The organism is Zestosphaera sp. (assembly GCA_038843015.1).
In the GTDB taxonomy this organism is placed as follows: Archaea; Thermoproteota; Thermoprotei_A; order Sulfolobales; family NBVN01; genus Zestomicrobium.
Map to the genome: position 1 here is coordinate 226,561 of JAWBSH010000001.1, position 13,887 is coordinate 240,447.

A 13,887-nucleotide genomic window follows, 5' to 3' on the forward strand; every position below is an offset into this window, starting at 1 on the left:
TAAGAGTCTAATATGAGTTAGTTCTGGTGTGGAAAAATGCTAGAGAAAATAGAAGCTATGACTCCCGGCCAAGAAAGACTTAAAGAAGCACTTAAGGACGATTCTTACCCTATAGTGGGGATTTTCGGTCCTACAGGAGTTGGTAAGTCTTTATTTGCTTTAGCTTACGGACTCAGCTCAGTAAATGAAGGCAAGTATAAGAGGTTAATCGTGATTAGGCCTGTTATAGACGTGACTACAGGCAGGGAAATCACGATGGCCGAGTCTGGGTCACTGTTTATGGAGCTCTCAAAACAGTACGTAACAGACGTCTTAAGCGGCTTGACGACTTGGGAAGAAATAGAGAAACTAATAAATGAAGGTAAGATAACCTTCGCAGACAGCCACTACTTAAAGGGCAGAACGTTTGACAACGCAATAGTTTTTATTGATGACGCACAATCCTTGAAGCTGGAATCACTCATAGAAGCCGTCGTTAGGGTAGGCAAGAATAGCAGGCTGATAGTAGCTGCTGACCCAATATTCCAAGCTTTAAGGAGTAAACATCAAGACCCAACATCAGTTATACGAGAGATTTTAGCAGGTGAGGCTAGAGCACTCGTGATTGACCTAGGAATAAAAGACGTAGTCAGAGAGGGCGCTAAGATGGGTTTGAGGCTGCTCATGGAATACATACTCAGAACTAGGAAACTCACTGAGTCAGAGCAGAGAGCTCTTGAGGTTGTTAAGCTAAAATCGCCTGACTCTGACGTCATAACAGTTCTAGACATAGGCAGGCTAGCCAGTAATTACGGGATTTCCTCAGAGTACGTGCCTAACTACCTGATAATAGTCAAGAAGGGACATCTAGGCAGGCTAGTTGGTAAGGGTGGTGAGAGGGTTACCTCTATAGAGAAAGAACTAAACGCTAGAGTAAGAGGTGTTGAGTTAGATACGGACATCTCAGAATTAATAAGAGCAGTGCATCCTGTGTCTTGGGTTTGGAAGAGAGTAACAGATATTGATTTTAAGGGTGCCTACATATCTATCGAAGTAGAGGAGGGTGTTCTAGGAGCTTTCGTGGGTCAGAAAGGGTCTTACATAAGATTCTTAGACGCCATAACTAAAGAGTTGTTCGGCATAGGAGTTAAAGTCACTACTTCAAGCAGAGAATCAAGACCCAAATCCAGGGGGAGAGCTAAGAAATCTAAGCAGAGTTCATGAGGGTATTAGGTCTGTACATGATCATTCTTCAGGACTATCCGATGCACTTGAGCGATATGTGGCGATTGCTTTAATCTTGACTCATTCTCTTACCTTGACTCACTCTTATATCAAGGACTACCTGATAGTATCGCGGTCCAACACTCCTGACTACTCTCTTGTGCAAGAACTCATAATAAACACCGTGCTTTTCGAGTTCTTTGCTGAATATCTCCACTCCCTTAAGTAATGCTTCGTCTTTCTCTTCAGCAGTTACAAAATCGTAAGCGTGAATCACACCACACTCTTTCAATGCTAGGATCGCGTCTGGTAGGTACGTGCGTGAGTACTCAGGTAAAGGCATTAGCACTCTGTCAGCCATGCCTACAAACTCTTTCACTACCTGTGCGGCGTCTCCTAACCTAGCTTCAACGACGTCCTCAACCCTATTTAACACTATGTTTTCACGCATTAACTCATAGGCTCGAGGGTTGATATCGATAGATATAACCTTTCTTGGCTTTGCTTTCTTAGCTATTATGATAGAGAAGAGACCAGCTCCTGCAAACATGTTTATTATGAACTCACCCGGTCTTACTAGGTCGGCTATCCTCTTATGTTCGTAATTAAGAGCTGGCGAGACGTAGACAGAGTTTATATCTACCTTGAAAACACATCCGTGTTCTCGGTAAGTAGTAGTACTTCTATTTTCGCCGGCTAGAAAAACATGTTCTCTAACTCTGTAATGTGTCTTTACTGAGGTTACTGCTAGCCAGACTGACTTAACGTAAGGTAGCCTCTTAATGATTTCCTCACCTAAAGGTATGAAAGCCTCAGCAGGGAGTTCCGGGGGTTTTCTAATTACCGCTATATCGCCTATTATCTCTATCCTACCCCATATTTTCTCAGCTTTTTCCTTACCTAAGACTTCCTCGGCTATCTTTCTCAGTAGCTTGCCTCTGCCCATCCCCGACCACAGTAAAATATTTTGAGCTCTCATGATTTAATTTTAAATGCTTTAATGAAGATAATATAGTTGGGTGATACTTTATGCCTACTATGAGAACAGGGCTAGTTATTGCTGGTGGTTACGCAACTAAGGTCAGGAGAGTAGTCTTCGCCCAGCTTGCGGAGGACATTAGAGAGAAGAGGATAGATAATAAGGTTGTAGCTTTCCACGTAGCTCAGCTCAATAGATTCCTGTTTGAAGTGCTAGTTGATAGACTTAAAGTAAACAAAGGAGATGCTGTGAGAGTAAGCATCGATTACGAGGTGAGTGAAGGCAAAATAATTTGGAAATTTGATACGCTGAAAGTAGAAGTCTTTAGGAGAGTGCCTGACGAAGAAGTAACTGCTGTTTTGATGACGCTAGTACCTGAAGCTGAGAAGATAATGGCCGCGCCAGTAGAGTACGCTGTAGAGTTCGTCGGAGACACTAGTGACGGAGACAAGATCTATGCTTTGAAAGTTGGAGAACGAGAAGGAGGGATTCTTGAGCTTATTCCAATAAATGAGGAGTTCTTGTATATTAAGGTCGGTGTTTTGCTAGTGCCCGAACCTACTAAAGTAGAGAAAACAAAGATAGCACTCGAGGGCAGGTCTTATGAAGATGCTTTGAAAGCCTCAATTAATGACTTACTAAGTAAGGGCAAGCCAATAACGCCTGGCGAAGCAGACTCAATAATAAGTTACGTGAGGAGCAGGTTAGGTGAGGTAAGACCTGAAGTAAAGATAGAGTATGAGTAGGTTCAGTTACCAGGGAAAAACATAAGGTTCAAAAACTTTTTTTAGCGCCATAAAAGCTTCACCAGGCGTTAAAACAGGTTTTTCGTAATCGTGGAAGTCTTCTATCGGTAATCTAGGGCATGAAGTAATGACTATCGCGTCCAGAATACTTGAGTCAATGTTGACTAGGAGATCTCTCGTAAGATATGAAGTCACAGCTACGTAGTATTTACCTCCAGAACTAGTTATAAGTCTTGCGAGCTCGTTAATTATCCAGGGTCTGTACTGCCCCCCACTACCTGAGATTATCAGCCAAGACATCGCGTCTGAGGATCTCATTACTTTAGCGAGCCTAGACTTAAGGACTTTCATGACGTAATTGCTTAAGAAGCTGTAATTATTCTCATAAGGGTCTAGCGAAATTACTTCTTTACTGCCACCAAGTCTTAAGCCTACACCTAACGCGTGAAACTTCCCGCCAGCCACGACTACGAAAGCGTCAGCAAAGTTTTTTACTGAATCTAGGCTGGAGAACCAACATCCAAAAATTACCTCAACATCTTTATTAACCACCTCGAATTCGTTGCTACGAAGTAGCTCGATAATCTCTCTAGTTAAGTCTATGTGCTGAGCAGTTGTGTACACAGCTAGCTTCATATAATTACGCTCTCTCAGACTCTTAATTAAAGAACTTAAGACTTCTTGGCTAGGTCTAGTTTTTGACTGTAGGTCGATATAGACTACTTTGTCCGGTGGTGTCCAGTAGGGGTATCTCTTATGCCCTAAATGTATTATTAAGTCGTATTTCTCAATAACTCCTAAGTCTAGGAGACACGAGCCGAAGGAGGGACTCGCGTCTACGTGTATTTCTGCCCCAACCAGTAATTTCTGTAAGTAATCTATCAGTTCGTAAGATCTGTTCTTAAATCCTTCAGGAACTTGAAGTAGTACTCTAGAAGGTCTTCTCTCCTTAGCTACTTTAGAGAGCTCGCTTATGTCAAGGTAGTAGTAATCGAGAAAAGAGTCCCTATTAAGTGAGCTCATTTCTGAGCTTCTACCGAGTTGCTCGAAGTAACGAGACTAGAAGTCTTTAATTCTCTTACTTGTAACATAGTTCTGATACCTATTTTGTCCCTAAAGCGTCTTAACGCTTCCTTAGCTTGAGGTAAGTTCTTAGCAGAAATCCTGACTTCAGCTATTACACTCCCGTAGAAGACTCTCGCACCAACACCTACAGGCTTTCCGAAAGCCTTGCGCATGCCGTCCTGAAGCCTGTCAGCTCCTGCGAAAGCCATCATCTTATTTTCTCTGAGAACGTGGTGTGGGTATTGCCTGACTATGAAGAAGTACTTGTCTTCACCAACATACTTACTCAAGTATTTGTGTGCCATGACTCTAGCAGCTTCAAGCCCGTTATGTCTTAATATTGCATTCTCTAAAGAAACCAACTCTACGACTAAGTCATAACTCCCGTTAGGATTACCCATAACGAACTTACTTATTTTCGGCTGTGGTATACCGTCTATGTATTCTTTCCTAGTGTATGGGGGCTTGTGCAAGTCTTTGTAGCATCTAGCAGGTCTTAGCGGCACTCTCTATCACCTAAAGATTACTGAGTTGAAGGTTTTTAAGTATGTGAGTCTCTTGACTTAAGCTGAAACACTATCTTCTTCAACACCCTGTAAAGAGCTCCGCACTCAGGATTTCTAGGATTAGCTCTAAACAAGACATTCCTTAGCGCCCTAATCCCTTTCTCGTCATTAAGGAGTGAATTCAATTCTTCTAGCTCTCTCCTCAAAGCTCTTACCACGTTCTCATCACATTCATTAGCCTCATAAGATTCTCTCATGGAAGCTCTTAGAACCTCATACATGTAGATAGCTATCGCGTGAGACAAGTTAAGTACGTTATAGTCAGTTCCGGTATCTAGTGTAGACACTAAGTCGCACTTATCCAGTTCTTCTCTTTTAAGACCAACACTCTCCCTACCGAAGACTAAAGCTATCTTACCCGTCTTAGGGAGAACATAACTTAAGAGGTAAGGAGGCACTGACTGTCTTAACACGTCAGACTCTAGATCAGCTATTGAGGTGGTACATATAGATAACTTCACGTCAGAAAGACACTCTTCAATACTAGACTTAATAACCACGTTACTTAATAGCTCGGCACCCCTAGCCGCAAACTCCTTAACTTCAGAATCGCTTAAGTCAAACTGTGGGTTAACTACGCATATGTCATTAATACCGAAATTCTTAGCAAGTCTTAATATGAAACCCATGTTGATTCTTCCTTCAGGACCAACCACTACCAACCTAATATCGGGTCTATTCAACACACTACCCATAAAAACACGTACTAGATATCTTAAAACTTCTGAGTTTATTGCTACACCTAAGAATACAGAAGTCTTATTTAGAGCAAGGGAAGAAATATAACCCCAAATTATCCACTAAAGACTTAGCATCCTGTCTAGTCTAGGACATCCGACTTCCTCCCAGCCCTAGAGGACAAGGGTCCTGAGGAGGTTCAGAGCTACATTCCCAGCGAAAGCCGGGTAAAGCTTACACTAAAATCTGTAAAGCTTATTTGAAGTTCAGCTCTTACGTAGGTTTCATCACTTCATTTTAGTCTCCTGTATTGGTCTTGAGTTTGTATTACCTCTGGAGGCGTTCAGGACGACCCCGGATATCGTTTCCCGTCTTAGGTTTTCGTAGTTTTTCCTAGGGTGGTTCATTAGGGTTTCCTTAAGTCCCCTCCTCACGGTCTGCCGCGAGTCTCGGAAACCCAGAGTTACCAAAACGTTCATAAGCTTCAGAGGCTTAGAAGTCCTTGCCCACACCTAATCACATTAAAAGCTTTGAAAAACCTAAAAACCACAGACAAGAAACAACTCCCTAACCCGACAGTTGCGTCAGGCGCGGGAGGTCTCAGCTTTTATAATAGTTTCTTCACCTGGCTTAAGGACTACGAGCTCCGTAGTAACACCAAATTCTATTAAGTAACGTCTGAATTCTTCTGGAGTGCCCTTAAGTACGGGGAAGGTACCGTAGTGCATTGGGATGACATACTTTGGTTTTATGAGGTTAGTAGCGTACGCAGCTTCTCTAGGACCCATGGTGAAGTGACCTCCTATCGGTAAGAGTGCTACTAACGGCTTGTATAATTCACCAACGAGTTTCATCTCGTAAGTCAGTCCTGTGTCACCTGCGTGATATACTGAATTCCCTAACTTACTTATCACAACCCCTACTGGAGACCCCTTACCGCTAGAGTGGAGTGCCGGGGTCAGCACTACCTCGAATCCTCCTCCCAAGTCTATAGGACCTCCTATGTTTCCACCTATAGCTCTCTGCTCGCTACCCAGTTCTTCAGCTATGTATGAGGCTAACTCGTAGATGGCTACTGCTTTAGAGCCAGGACAGTTCTTCATTATCTCTAGAGTGTTACCTACGTGGTCTCCGTGATCGTGCGTCACTACTATGTAATCACCGCATATCTGATTTAATTTCTTTTCGGGAGATAATGGATTCAATATCCACGGGTCTATTAAGAAGACCTTACCAAACATCTCTATCTTGAAAGCTGCGTGACCAAACCACTTAATCTTTATATCATACATTTAACTCACCCATAATACTTACTCAACACACAAAAATATCTTTTGCTGGTGAATCAAGCTCTCGAGCGTTAAGCAACTTTAATAGCTTTATGTTTATTCTATAACATATTATGAGGGTGGCAAATACGAGCGATGAAGAGGCTGTAGAGGCTTACTTAAGAGCTGGTGAGATAGCTTATAAAGTTAAGAAGTCTGTCGCTTCAATGATTAAGCCTTCTACTAAGCTCTTTGATGCAGCTGAGAAAATAGAAGAATTGATAAGGTCTCTTGGTGGCGAGCCTGCATTCCCAGTAAATATCTCGGTTAACGAGATAGCCGCTCACGACACTCCTTACGTTGGAGACACTAGAATCATATCTGAAGACTCGGTAGTCAAGATAGATATAGGTGTTCACGTAAGTGGATTCATAGCTGACACAGCAATCACTATAACTTTCTCTGATAAAGCAATTAAGCTAGTAGAAGCTACTGAAGAAGCACTACATAAAGCTTTAGCCTCCGTAGGTTCCGGGACACCTATAAACGTGGTTGGGAGAGTAGTAGAAGCCGTTGCTAGAAAATACGGCTTTAACGTGATTAAGAACCTTACAGGACACTCTCTAGACAGGTACTTAATACATACTGGAGAGATAATACCTAACTACTTTACTAGGCTGGCTTTAGGCAGGCTATCTAACGGTAAGGCATACGCTATAGAGCCTTTCTTGACCTCAGGTAAAGGATATGTGGAGGAAATCAAGTCCTCTACATACATATACGCACTAAATACAGGCTTCAGACATTACAAGCAGGTTACAGAAGAAGAGATGTCTTTAATAAAAACAGCTTACGAGAAGTTTAAGACTCTCCCAATGTGTGAGAGATGGCTAGCGAAAGAATTTAGTGATTTGAGTAAGCTGAGGTCTTTACTTCAGAACCTAACGAGGAAGTCTATACTCACGTCATACCCTGTCTTAAGAGAAGTCAGCGGCAATCTCGTGGCACAATTTGAAGAGACTATCTTAGTATTAGGCAATAAAACCATAGTAACAACTAACCCAGAGCTAAACAGGTGAGGAATGCCCCACAACTAAGGGCTTCGTTCTCTAGAACTAGAGTTGAGGAGATGTTTCCTGAGTTGATGTATTTGTATGTTTTGGGTTTCTTAGCGTTCTTAGGTGACTACGCAGGGGTTTGGGTTTCATGTTGTTTGATATCGACCCTTGGCTTCATAGACCTCGGGGCGCCTTTCATCGGTGCCCGCGTCATAGGTCTTCATTCCCTTCAGGGTAGCTCCGACCCATAGCTCCCCCTTATATAGTTCGGGTTCAAGGCTACGGGAAACCCCACATCCTGGCTTTAGGTGCCCACCCACTCGAGTCTTCACTACACACTCACATCGTGAGCGAGCTCAACCCACAATAAAATAACCTACATCAACCCCTTACAAACCTTCACGAAACCCGAAACAGTTGTACTAGGCGCTCGCTACGTGTCCATTTATTCTCGACCCAAGATCTATGTTCGTGATTTCTGAGACTAACGACAGCCTATGAAGAAACCGTTGAACAGTCGAATAGCGGAGTTAGTCATGGCCGCATTATTAGACATAAAAATATAAATGCTTTAAGACCTAGGTTTAGTGTAGTAAGTCGGGTGTGAGGATCAGATGGACGGAGTTCAGGATTGGACCTCTATGTTGATAGCTATCCTGATATTATCTTCTTTCATACTTAACTTCACAGACATACCTCAAAAAATACAGTTTACTAGATACTCCTCAGTTGTGAGAAGGAAGCTTATGGAGTTGATAGAGTTTGAGGAGGAGGGTAGGAGGAAATCAATAAAGTACTTGAAAGACATGAACATAAATAACCCGAAGATTATTATAGACAACTACGTTGACAACTTCTTCATGATATTTCCTGTTGAGAGAGAGCCTACCGACATAATAAAGAGGTTAAAGCACTTGTTGAGAACACGTGATGATTCCGTTAAGAAGTATGTCTTAGATCAAGTTCCTAACGTCTCTGAAGTTGATAGGCAGAAGATCGAGGTACTACTAGAGCTTAACTCAGTTCTTACCTACATAAATAAGGTAGTGAAGCACTACTATAATCTCGGTGTTAAGTTTAATGACTGGATCATGATGATGCAACTAGCTCTCCAGATAAACCAGATAGTTAGGTTAGCTAAAGCATATAAAGACGCTATAGACTCCTTCGGCATAGGCGCGCCCATAGGTGACGGGGCAGGCGCTCTAGCCGCGAGAATGCTCTTAGACAGTGTTTCAGCAACTTCAGAGATAGCTCCCGAGACTGTCTTATATGAGACGTCTTTTAATGGTAGGAAACTCTATGTAATAAAAGCTAAAGGCCCGGGACCAACGGTCGGTTGGCCTGGTGAAGCACTTGAGAAACTTGTTGAGAGTCTTGAATGCAAGATCTCTAGAGTAATAACTATTGACGCGGCCTTAAAACTTGAGAGCGAGAAAAGCGGTGATGTGGCGTACGGCGTTGGTGCGGCTATAGGAGATTTAGGACCTGAAAAAATAGCTATGGAAAGAATAACTTCTAAGTGCTCGGTCCCGCTAGATGCGGTAGTAGTTAAGATGAGTAATGAAGAAGCTATAAACACTATGACTAAGCAAATCTACGAGGGGGTGGTGAAGGCAGCCGACGTGGTTAAGAACATAATACTTAATAAGACTAGAGAAGGAGAGACTGTAGTAGTCGTAGGTGTAGGCAATACACTCGGCATAGAATGAGGTGGTGTGAGTGCTGCTAAATCTAGACCCTATCTACATACTTTTAATAGCTATAGTAGTTTTTCTAGCATCATATATGCTAGTATCGTATCTTAGAGAGTCTTCAGTACAGAAGAAGGAAGATAAGGGTAAGATAGTAACTCTCAAGAAGTGTCTTAACTGTGCTTACCTATCAAGCAAGCCATATGAGAAAGGAGATTACGTAGGTAAGAGAGAGGGGAAATGCCCTAGATGTGATGGAGAGATGGTAATTACTGCAATATATCTTGAGCCTCCACCACAACCTTAGGCAACTACCTCACCATAAATATAGACTCATCGCTAGCAGAACATTCTCTGAGTATATAATCACGCACCACGTAATAGATCTCTTTAGAAGCTTCTTCACACTTAATACCCTTAACATGAAATGATATTGCTTTAAGAACCCCCTCTACGGCAGAGCCCTCAATACGAACTAAAAAGTCCCTCAGCCGCATCCACTCAGACCAACAAACGTCTACATTACCTACCTGGAAACACTCACTCCTAGAGAAGCAGTAGGGTAATGCGGGTAAATCACCTATTAAGTCTGCTGTGCCGTCCTCATTACATACAGAAACTAACTTAATGAATTCCTCCACCACATACTCAGACATTTTAGCCACTCATACCACCACTAAACATAACCTGACCTGAAACTGAAAAACCTTTCAGACATGAAGTTAGACTAAAACTTATTAATACTCAAGTAAAAACACCTCATAGATGATGAAGGTTGAAAGCGATGACACAATGATTTAAGGCTGGGGACTGATTTCTTAGTGAAAAGCTCATGAGCTATGATTAATTATTAAGACACCATATTTATGAGGCTCTATAAGGACAGTTAGGTTGTAAAGAACTGTTAAGAAGAAGTCAGTTAGGCAGAGTCTGCACGCCATCAGTACTAGTAGACGCTGGATAACATCACCCGAGAGCTAGATTAGGAGAGTGCTCGGCATTTGATATGGTTGTTGAGAAACGAATCGATATAGTTATAGTGGTGTTTAGGGAGCGTAAGCTAGCTAAGTCCTAGTTTAAGTACTTAGAAGATTGTAGAGGAGAATAAGAAAGGATAATGAAGGAGCTAGTTGAGAATTTGGGTATGGAGGAGGCCCGCACCTATTATCTTGGTTACTTTGGTTTTCTGAATATGGATGATCACTGATTTAGAACGTTTAAGACATATGCTCCTCAATCCTATTTTAGATTTAAGAATAACTATCTTCGGGTGTGTTTGGTGGGTAAGGCTATAGTAATCTCCGGAACTCCTGGTGTTGGCAAGACTTTGGTTGCGACCTTACTCGCGTCTAAGCTAGGTCTTAGCTACCTAAATTTGTCAGACTTAGTAGTGAGGGAATCTCTATACGTTGGTGTGGACGAGGCTAGAGGCTCTTTCGTAGTAGATGAAGAACGCTTAGTTAAGAGACTTACTGAATTATTAAGTGAGAGTAAGTCGGACGTCATAATAGATAGTCATTATGGCGAGATAATTCCTGATGAGTTAGTTAAGATTATTTTCGTGCTCAGGCTAAATCCGGTGATACTGTACGAAAGACTAGTTTCGAGAGGATGGAGTGAAGAGAAAGTAAAAGAAAATGTAGAGGCTGAAATCTTAGGTGTTTGCACCTACAATGCAGTGAATGAGCACACAGAATCTAAAGTGTGTGAGATAGACGTGACTAGTAAGGGAGTAGGAGAGGTAGTTGAAGAGATCTTGAGCATACTTAACAACATTAGAAAGTGCGAGGTATGGGTTGACTGGCTCTCTCAAGAGTTGCCGCAAGACTTCATTACTAAGCTTCTTAGTACTTCTTACTAAGCCCACGTTACTGAGACCATTTTTAAGGGCTAGCTAAGTAATATTTGTTGGTGCTTTGAGTGGAGTTAAGTGAGGGTTTGTTACGTGATGAGTGCACGGTAACAAGCATCCGTAAATCACTAATACCTGGAGTTGTGATACTTTCTTTAGACTGCCAAGGAAGTAAAGTTGAGCTAGATATACTCAAGGAATTGCTAGTTGTTTCTGAAGGTGAAAAGACAGAGTACACACTAAGTAGAGAGAAACCCAAATACGACGAGAAAAAAGACTTTGTTGCTTGGGGCTACGTAGTAAGCAAGAAAAACATAGAAGCAACCCCACCTAAACAAAAACTAATCGTGTCATTGTGGGGCTACATGGTAATGATAGAATCAAGTGAAAACATAAATGAATGCTTTAATATAATGGATAAAGTCTATTTTAAACTAAAACATCCCTGAACAAGACTATCAACTAGTTAACAAAGTTTCACGCTTTACCCAATACCCTTATTTTATCTAATCTAGGCTTCGAAAATAACTTGCCGCATCCAGGACACTTATTACCTATCTTACTAAAGAGTTCGTCTGGTGTTGGCACACCAAAACTATCTTGTCCGACAGACCTAAACGTGAAGAGAATCTTACCACACGAACTACACTTATACATGACTGGCATAAGTACCCCTATTAGACACTATGTAGTATGAGCAAATAACGATACCTACACTAAATACGGTCAAGTATTACTTGCCTTGAAAAAGATTTTTAATAATACTTAAAAACTAAGAATCTCAGGAAATACTAAAGTATTACTTTCTGGCTATGAGGTGTTTGTGTTAATAAGAAAGCGCAACTTACTTATTAGGAATTAAGTAAAGCTTCATATATTTTTCTGCCACATAAGTATTTCTAAATATCTTCCTAGCCTCACTTAATAAGACCTCAGTATTCTTGTATCTAGGCGATACATGGTAGAGTATGAGCATCTCAGCACCGCATTTCAAAGCTGTCTCCGACGCCTGAGTTGCTGTTGAGTGTGTGTATTCGCGAGCTTTATCACTCATATCACTACTAAAAGTGGAGTCATGTATTAGAACCTTCACTTTGCTACACATTCTAATAACATTTTCTGAGGCCATAGTGTCTGATACGTAGCATATACTGACAGCTTCAGAAATGTCTAATCGATAAGCTAGAGTAGGTATTGAGTGCTTAACCCAGAAGGCTTTTATTTTAAAAGGCCCTTCAATAATGTTCTTACAGCAATCAGTTCTCACGATACTCACAGTACTTCCGGAGTCACGCGTTAATTCTCTAAGAGGCTCTACAAGACCTTCAAAACCCTCGCACGTCTCACCTTCACTAATTTCATTAATTACTAGCTGGTATTCCGGATAGAAATAAAGGTACTCGAAAGATTTGATTAGGTAAGTTCCTAATCCTGCAGGACCGACAACTAAGATTGGCGTAGTAATGCCTGCTAAAGACCTTGACTGGAGAAGAGGTATCAAGCCTAAGACGTGATCGCCGTGCATGTGAGTTATCAAGATCGGGTTTACAGAAGCAACACTCTTACCAATTTCTAACAGCCTGTGCTGAGTTCCTTCACTAACGTCTAAGAGCAGGTTCTTACCACCGTAACTAACTAAGACAGACGGCATGTCGTCACTACCTGGGTAAGGGCCTCTAGAACCTAAGAACGTGACTACAACCGGGTTCATTCTTTCTTCACCACAAATATGTCTCTAGTTAAAGACCCGTGAACCCAGTCAGGAACTCTCTCAATGATAGCAAACCCGGCATCAACGATCATTTCCTCAAGAGGTATATCTATCCTCTGTGCGAAAACTAAATAACCGCCCTTCCTCAACACTCTATAGCTTTCACTTAGAAAACACTTCATTAAGTCAATCAATTCTGTACCGGCAGGCATGCTCATGCGTCCATATGGGGGGTCAGTAGCTATGGCGTCAGCCCTGTCTAGCGGAATATAGCAAGAATCACCACTTACTACTTCAGGGAAGCATCCGTAATGGGTTAAGTTCTTGACAGCACCCTCAGCTAGTCTGGGGTCAATTTCTACACCAACATACCTTAAGCCTATATGACACGCTTCTAGTAAGAAACCTCCAGCACCGCAAAAAGAGTCTAAGACAACGTGTTTCTCCCTCACACTAGCTCTACTTAAGTTCACGAAAACTCTAGCCATGTAGGGAGTCATAGTACCTGGTGCGTAAAAAGGTCTCTCCGCAGGCTCCCGCGTCTTGTAAGGTCTTAAGTCTCTCTCGTACGTCCTGAGACCGATGATGACACACCCCTCCGAAACTATGATGTCTAACTTCTTGGTTCCTCCCTTACATAAACTCTTTGATAACTCATTCACAGTACTCAAGACGTCTTCATAACTTATTTGAGTACCGTACTGCTTCACCCTCCTGAAGTTAACGTAGTCGTAACCCCCGTGCGAGCACACGTCAGAGTCTCTTAGAACTCTCTTAATACCCTGCACTCCTTCAGCAACCTCAGAAAAACCTAGTAAAACGCCTGCATACTTACTCAAAACAACTCTACCTAATAGGATTTCTAAAGGCTCACTACTCTCAACTATAGCGACTTGATCTAGCTGCGCTACAAGTCTATACTCCACTTTTTCAGCCTCCATCACCGCTCTTAACTCTAGGAGTGGTAACTCTCTGTGTTCACCGGAGAGGTAGACGTAGTAGAGCATTTTTACCTCTAGAGTTTCATTAGCGAAAAAGTTTATTAAGCTGTGCCTCAACGCTGATGA

17 protein-coding genes are annotated in these 13,887 nt (G+C 42.0%); 7 read left to right on the forward strand and 10 right to left on the reverse strand.

The window, feature by feature from the left end; translation table 11 throughout:
* Positions 1 to 36 precede the first annotated feature (36 nt).
* A complete protein-coding gene (locus QXL29_01370) occupies positions 37 to 1,203 on the forward strand; it encodes a PhoH family protein (protein MEM2283238.1) in 1,167 nt (388 codons plus the stop codon).
* 70 nt (positions 1,204 to 1,273) lie between these two features.
* On the opposite strand, the gene QXL29_01375 is transcribed toward QXL29_01370, so the two are convergent.
* Positions 1,274 to 2,182, reverse strand: coding sequence for a class I SAM-dependent methyltransferase family protein (locus tag QXL29_01375; GenBank protein ID MEM2283239.1), 909 nt, complete (start codon positions 2,180 to 2,182; stop codon positions 1,274 to 1,276).
* Between the two features lie 50 nt (positions 2,183 to 2,232).
* Between QXL29_01375 and QXL29_01380 the strand changes: the two genes are divergently transcribed.
* The gene (locus tag QXL29_01380) at positions 2,233 to 2,928 is read left to right on the forward strand and encodes a DUF2258 domain-containing protein (protein ID MEM2283240.1); all 696 of its coding nucleotides are present in this window, start codon (positions 2,233 to 2,235) and stop codon (positions 2,926 to 2,928) included.
* A 6-nt stretch (positions 2,929 to 2,934) separates the two neighbouring features.
* Here the strand turns inward: QXL29_01380 and dph2 are convergent, their stop codons facing one another.
* The 5 genes from dph2 to QXL29_01405 form a co-directional block, all read right to left on the reverse strand.
* Positions 2,935 to 3,951 (reverse strand): diphthamide biosynthesis enzyme Dph2, encoded by a 1,017-nt coding sequence (dph2, locus tag QXL29_01385; protein MEM2283241.1) that lies wholly within the window; start codon positions 3,949 to 3,951, stop codon positions 2,935 to 2,937.
* Positions 3,948 to 4,499 (reverse strand): 50S ribosomal protein L16, encoded by a 552-nt coding sequence (locus QXL29_01390; GenBank protein MEM2283242.1) that lies wholly within the window; start codon positions 4,497 to 4,499, stop codon positions 3,948 to 3,950. The genes dph2 and QXL29_01390 overlap by 4 nt, the downstream gene beginning before the upstream one ends.
* 35 nt (positions 4,500 to 4,534) lie before the next feature.
* Positions 4,535 to 5,242 carry a TrmH family RNA methyltransferase gene (locus QXL29_01395; GenBank protein ID MEM2283243.1) on the reverse strand — a complete coding sequence of 236 codons (708 nt, stop codon included), beginning with the start codon at positions 5,240 to 5,242 and terminating at the stop codon, positions 4,535 to 4,537.
* Between the two features lie 282 nt (positions 5,243 to 5,524).
* Positions 5,525 to 5,749, reverse strand: coding sequence for a hypothetical protein (locus QXL29_01400; GenBank protein MEM2283244.1), 225 nt, complete (start codon positions 5,747 to 5,749; stop codon positions 5,525 to 5,527).
* Between the two features lie 72 nt (positions 5,750 to 5,821).
* Positions 5,822 to 6,529, reverse strand: a complete 708-nt coding sequence (locus QXL29_01405; GenBank protein ID MEM2283245.1) for a metal-dependent hydrolase — start codon at positions 6,527 to 6,529, stop codon at positions 5,822 to 5,824.
* Positions 6,530 to 6,639: 110 nt separating this feature from the next.
* Here QXL29_01405 and map point away from each other — a divergent pair, with 110 nt between their 5' ends.
* From map to QXL29_01420, 3 genes are all read left to right on the forward strand, one after another.
* Positions 6,640 to 7,584 carry a type II methionyl aminopeptidase gene (gene map / locus QXL29_01410; GenBank protein ID MEM2283246.1) on the forward strand — a complete coding sequence of 315 codons (945 nt, stop codon included), beginning with the start codon at positions 6,640 to 6,642 and terminating at the stop codon, positions 7,582 to 7,584.
* 593 nt (positions 7,585 to 8,177) lie between these two features.
* A complete protein-coding gene (locus tag QXL29_01415) occupies positions 8,178 to 9,275 on the forward strand; it encodes a DUF1512 domain-containing protein (protein ID MEM2283247.1) in 1,098 nt (365 codons plus the stop codon).
* A 10-nt stretch (positions 9,276 to 9,285) separates the two neighbouring features.
* Entirely contained in the window at positions 9,286 to 9,564 is a 279-nt protein-coding gene (locus QXL29_01420; protein MEM2283248.1) for a hypothetical protein, read from the forward strand.
* 4 nt (positions 9,565 to 9,568) lie between these two features.
* On the opposite strand, the gene QXL29_01425 is transcribed toward QXL29_01420, so the two are convergent.
* Positions 9,569 to 9,922, reverse strand: coding sequence for a hypothetical protein (locus QXL29_01425; GenBank protein ID MEM2283249.1), 354 nt, complete (start codon positions 9,920 to 9,922; stop codon positions 9,569 to 9,571).
* A gap of 614 nt (positions 9,923 to 10,536) precedes the next feature.
* On the opposite strand from QXL29_01425, the gene QXL29_01430 reads away from it, so the two are divergent.
* Positions 10,537 to 11,118: an adenylate kinase family protein gene (locus QXL29_01430; protein ID MEM2283250.1), complete on the forward strand. Its 582-nt coding sequence runs from the start codon at positions 10,537 to 10,539 to the stop codon at positions 11,116 to 11,118.
* A gap of 59 nt (positions 11,119 to 11,177) precedes the next feature.
* Positions 11,178 to 11,558: a DNA-directed RNA polymerase subunit G gene (locus tag QXL29_01435; protein MEM2283251.1), complete on the forward strand. Its 381-nt coding sequence runs from the start codon at positions 11,178 to 11,180 to the stop codon at positions 11,556 to 11,558.
* A 28-nt stretch (positions 11,559 to 11,586) separates the two neighbouring features.
* Here QXL29_01435 and QXL29_01440 read toward each other — a convergent pair whose 3' ends face one another.
* The 3 genes from QXL29_01440 to QXL29_01450 form a co-directional block, all read right to left on the reverse strand.
* Positions 11,587 to 11,775 carry a hypothetical protein gene (locus tag QXL29_01440; GenBank protein MEM2283252.1) on the reverse strand — a complete coding sequence of 63 codons (189 nt, stop codon included), beginning with the start codon at positions 11,773 to 11,775 and terminating at the stop codon, positions 11,587 to 11,589.
* A gap of 178 nt (positions 11,776 to 11,953) precedes the next feature.
* Complete coding sequence (locus QXL29_01445) at positions 11,954 to 12,820, reverse strand: ribonuclease Z (GenBank protein MEM2283253.1); 867 nt, start codon at positions 12,818 to 12,820, stop codon at positions 11,954 to 11,956.
* Positions 12,817 to 13,827 carry a TRM11 family methyltransferase gene (locus QXL29_01450; GenBank protein MEM2283254.1) on the reverse strand — a complete coding sequence of 337 codons (1,011 nt, stop codon included), beginning with the start codon at positions 13,825 to 13,827 and terminating at the stop codon, positions 12,817 to 12,819. Before QXL29_01450 ends, QXL29_01445 begins: the two co-directional genes overlap by 4 nt.
* Positions 13,828 to 13,887 lie beyond the last annotated feature (60 nt).

Excerpts from the sequence above, each read along its gene's own strand:
- QXL29_01380 (MEM2283240.1), top strand. The coding sequence starts at position 2,233 with ATGCCTACTATGAGAACAGGGCTAGTTATTGCTGGTGGTTACGCAACT.
- QXL29_01415 (MEM2283247.1), top strand. The coding sequence starts at position 8,178 with ATGGACGGAGTTCAGGATTGGACCTCTATGTTGATAGCTATCCTGATA.
- QXL29_01445 (MEM2283253.1), bottom strand. The coding sequence starts at position 12,820 with ATGAACCCGGTTGTAGTCACGTTCTTAGGTTCTAGAGGCCCTTACCCA.
- QXL29_01405 (MEM2283245.1), bottom strand. The coding sequence starts at position 6,529 with ATGTATGATATAAAGATTAAGTGGTTTGGTCACGCAGCTTTCAAGATA.
- QXL29_01440 (MEM2283252.1), bottom strand. The coding sequence starts at position 11,775 with ATGCCAGTCATGTATAAGTGTAGTTCGTGTGGTAAGATTCTCTTCACG.
- map (MEM2283246.1), top strand. The coding sequence starts at position 6,640 with ATGAGGGTGGCAAATACGAGCGATGAAGAGGCTGTAGAGGCTTACTTA.
- QXL29_01370 (MEM2283238.1), top strand. The coding sequence starts at position 37 with ATGCTAGAGAAAATAGAAGCTATGACTCCCGGCCAAGAAAGACTTAAA.
- QXL29_01450 (MEM2283254.1), bottom strand. The coding sequence starts at position 13,827 with ATGCTCTACTACGTCTACCTCTCCGGTGAACACAGAGAGTTACCACTC.
- dph2 (MEM2283241.1), bottom strand. The coding sequence starts at position 3,951 with ATGAGCTCACTTAATAGGGACTCTTTTCTCGATTACTACTACCTTGAC.
- QXL29_01375 (MEM2283239.1), bottom strand. The coding sequence starts at position 2,182 with ATGAGAGCTCAAAATATTTTACTGTGGTCGGGGATGGGCAGAGGCAAG.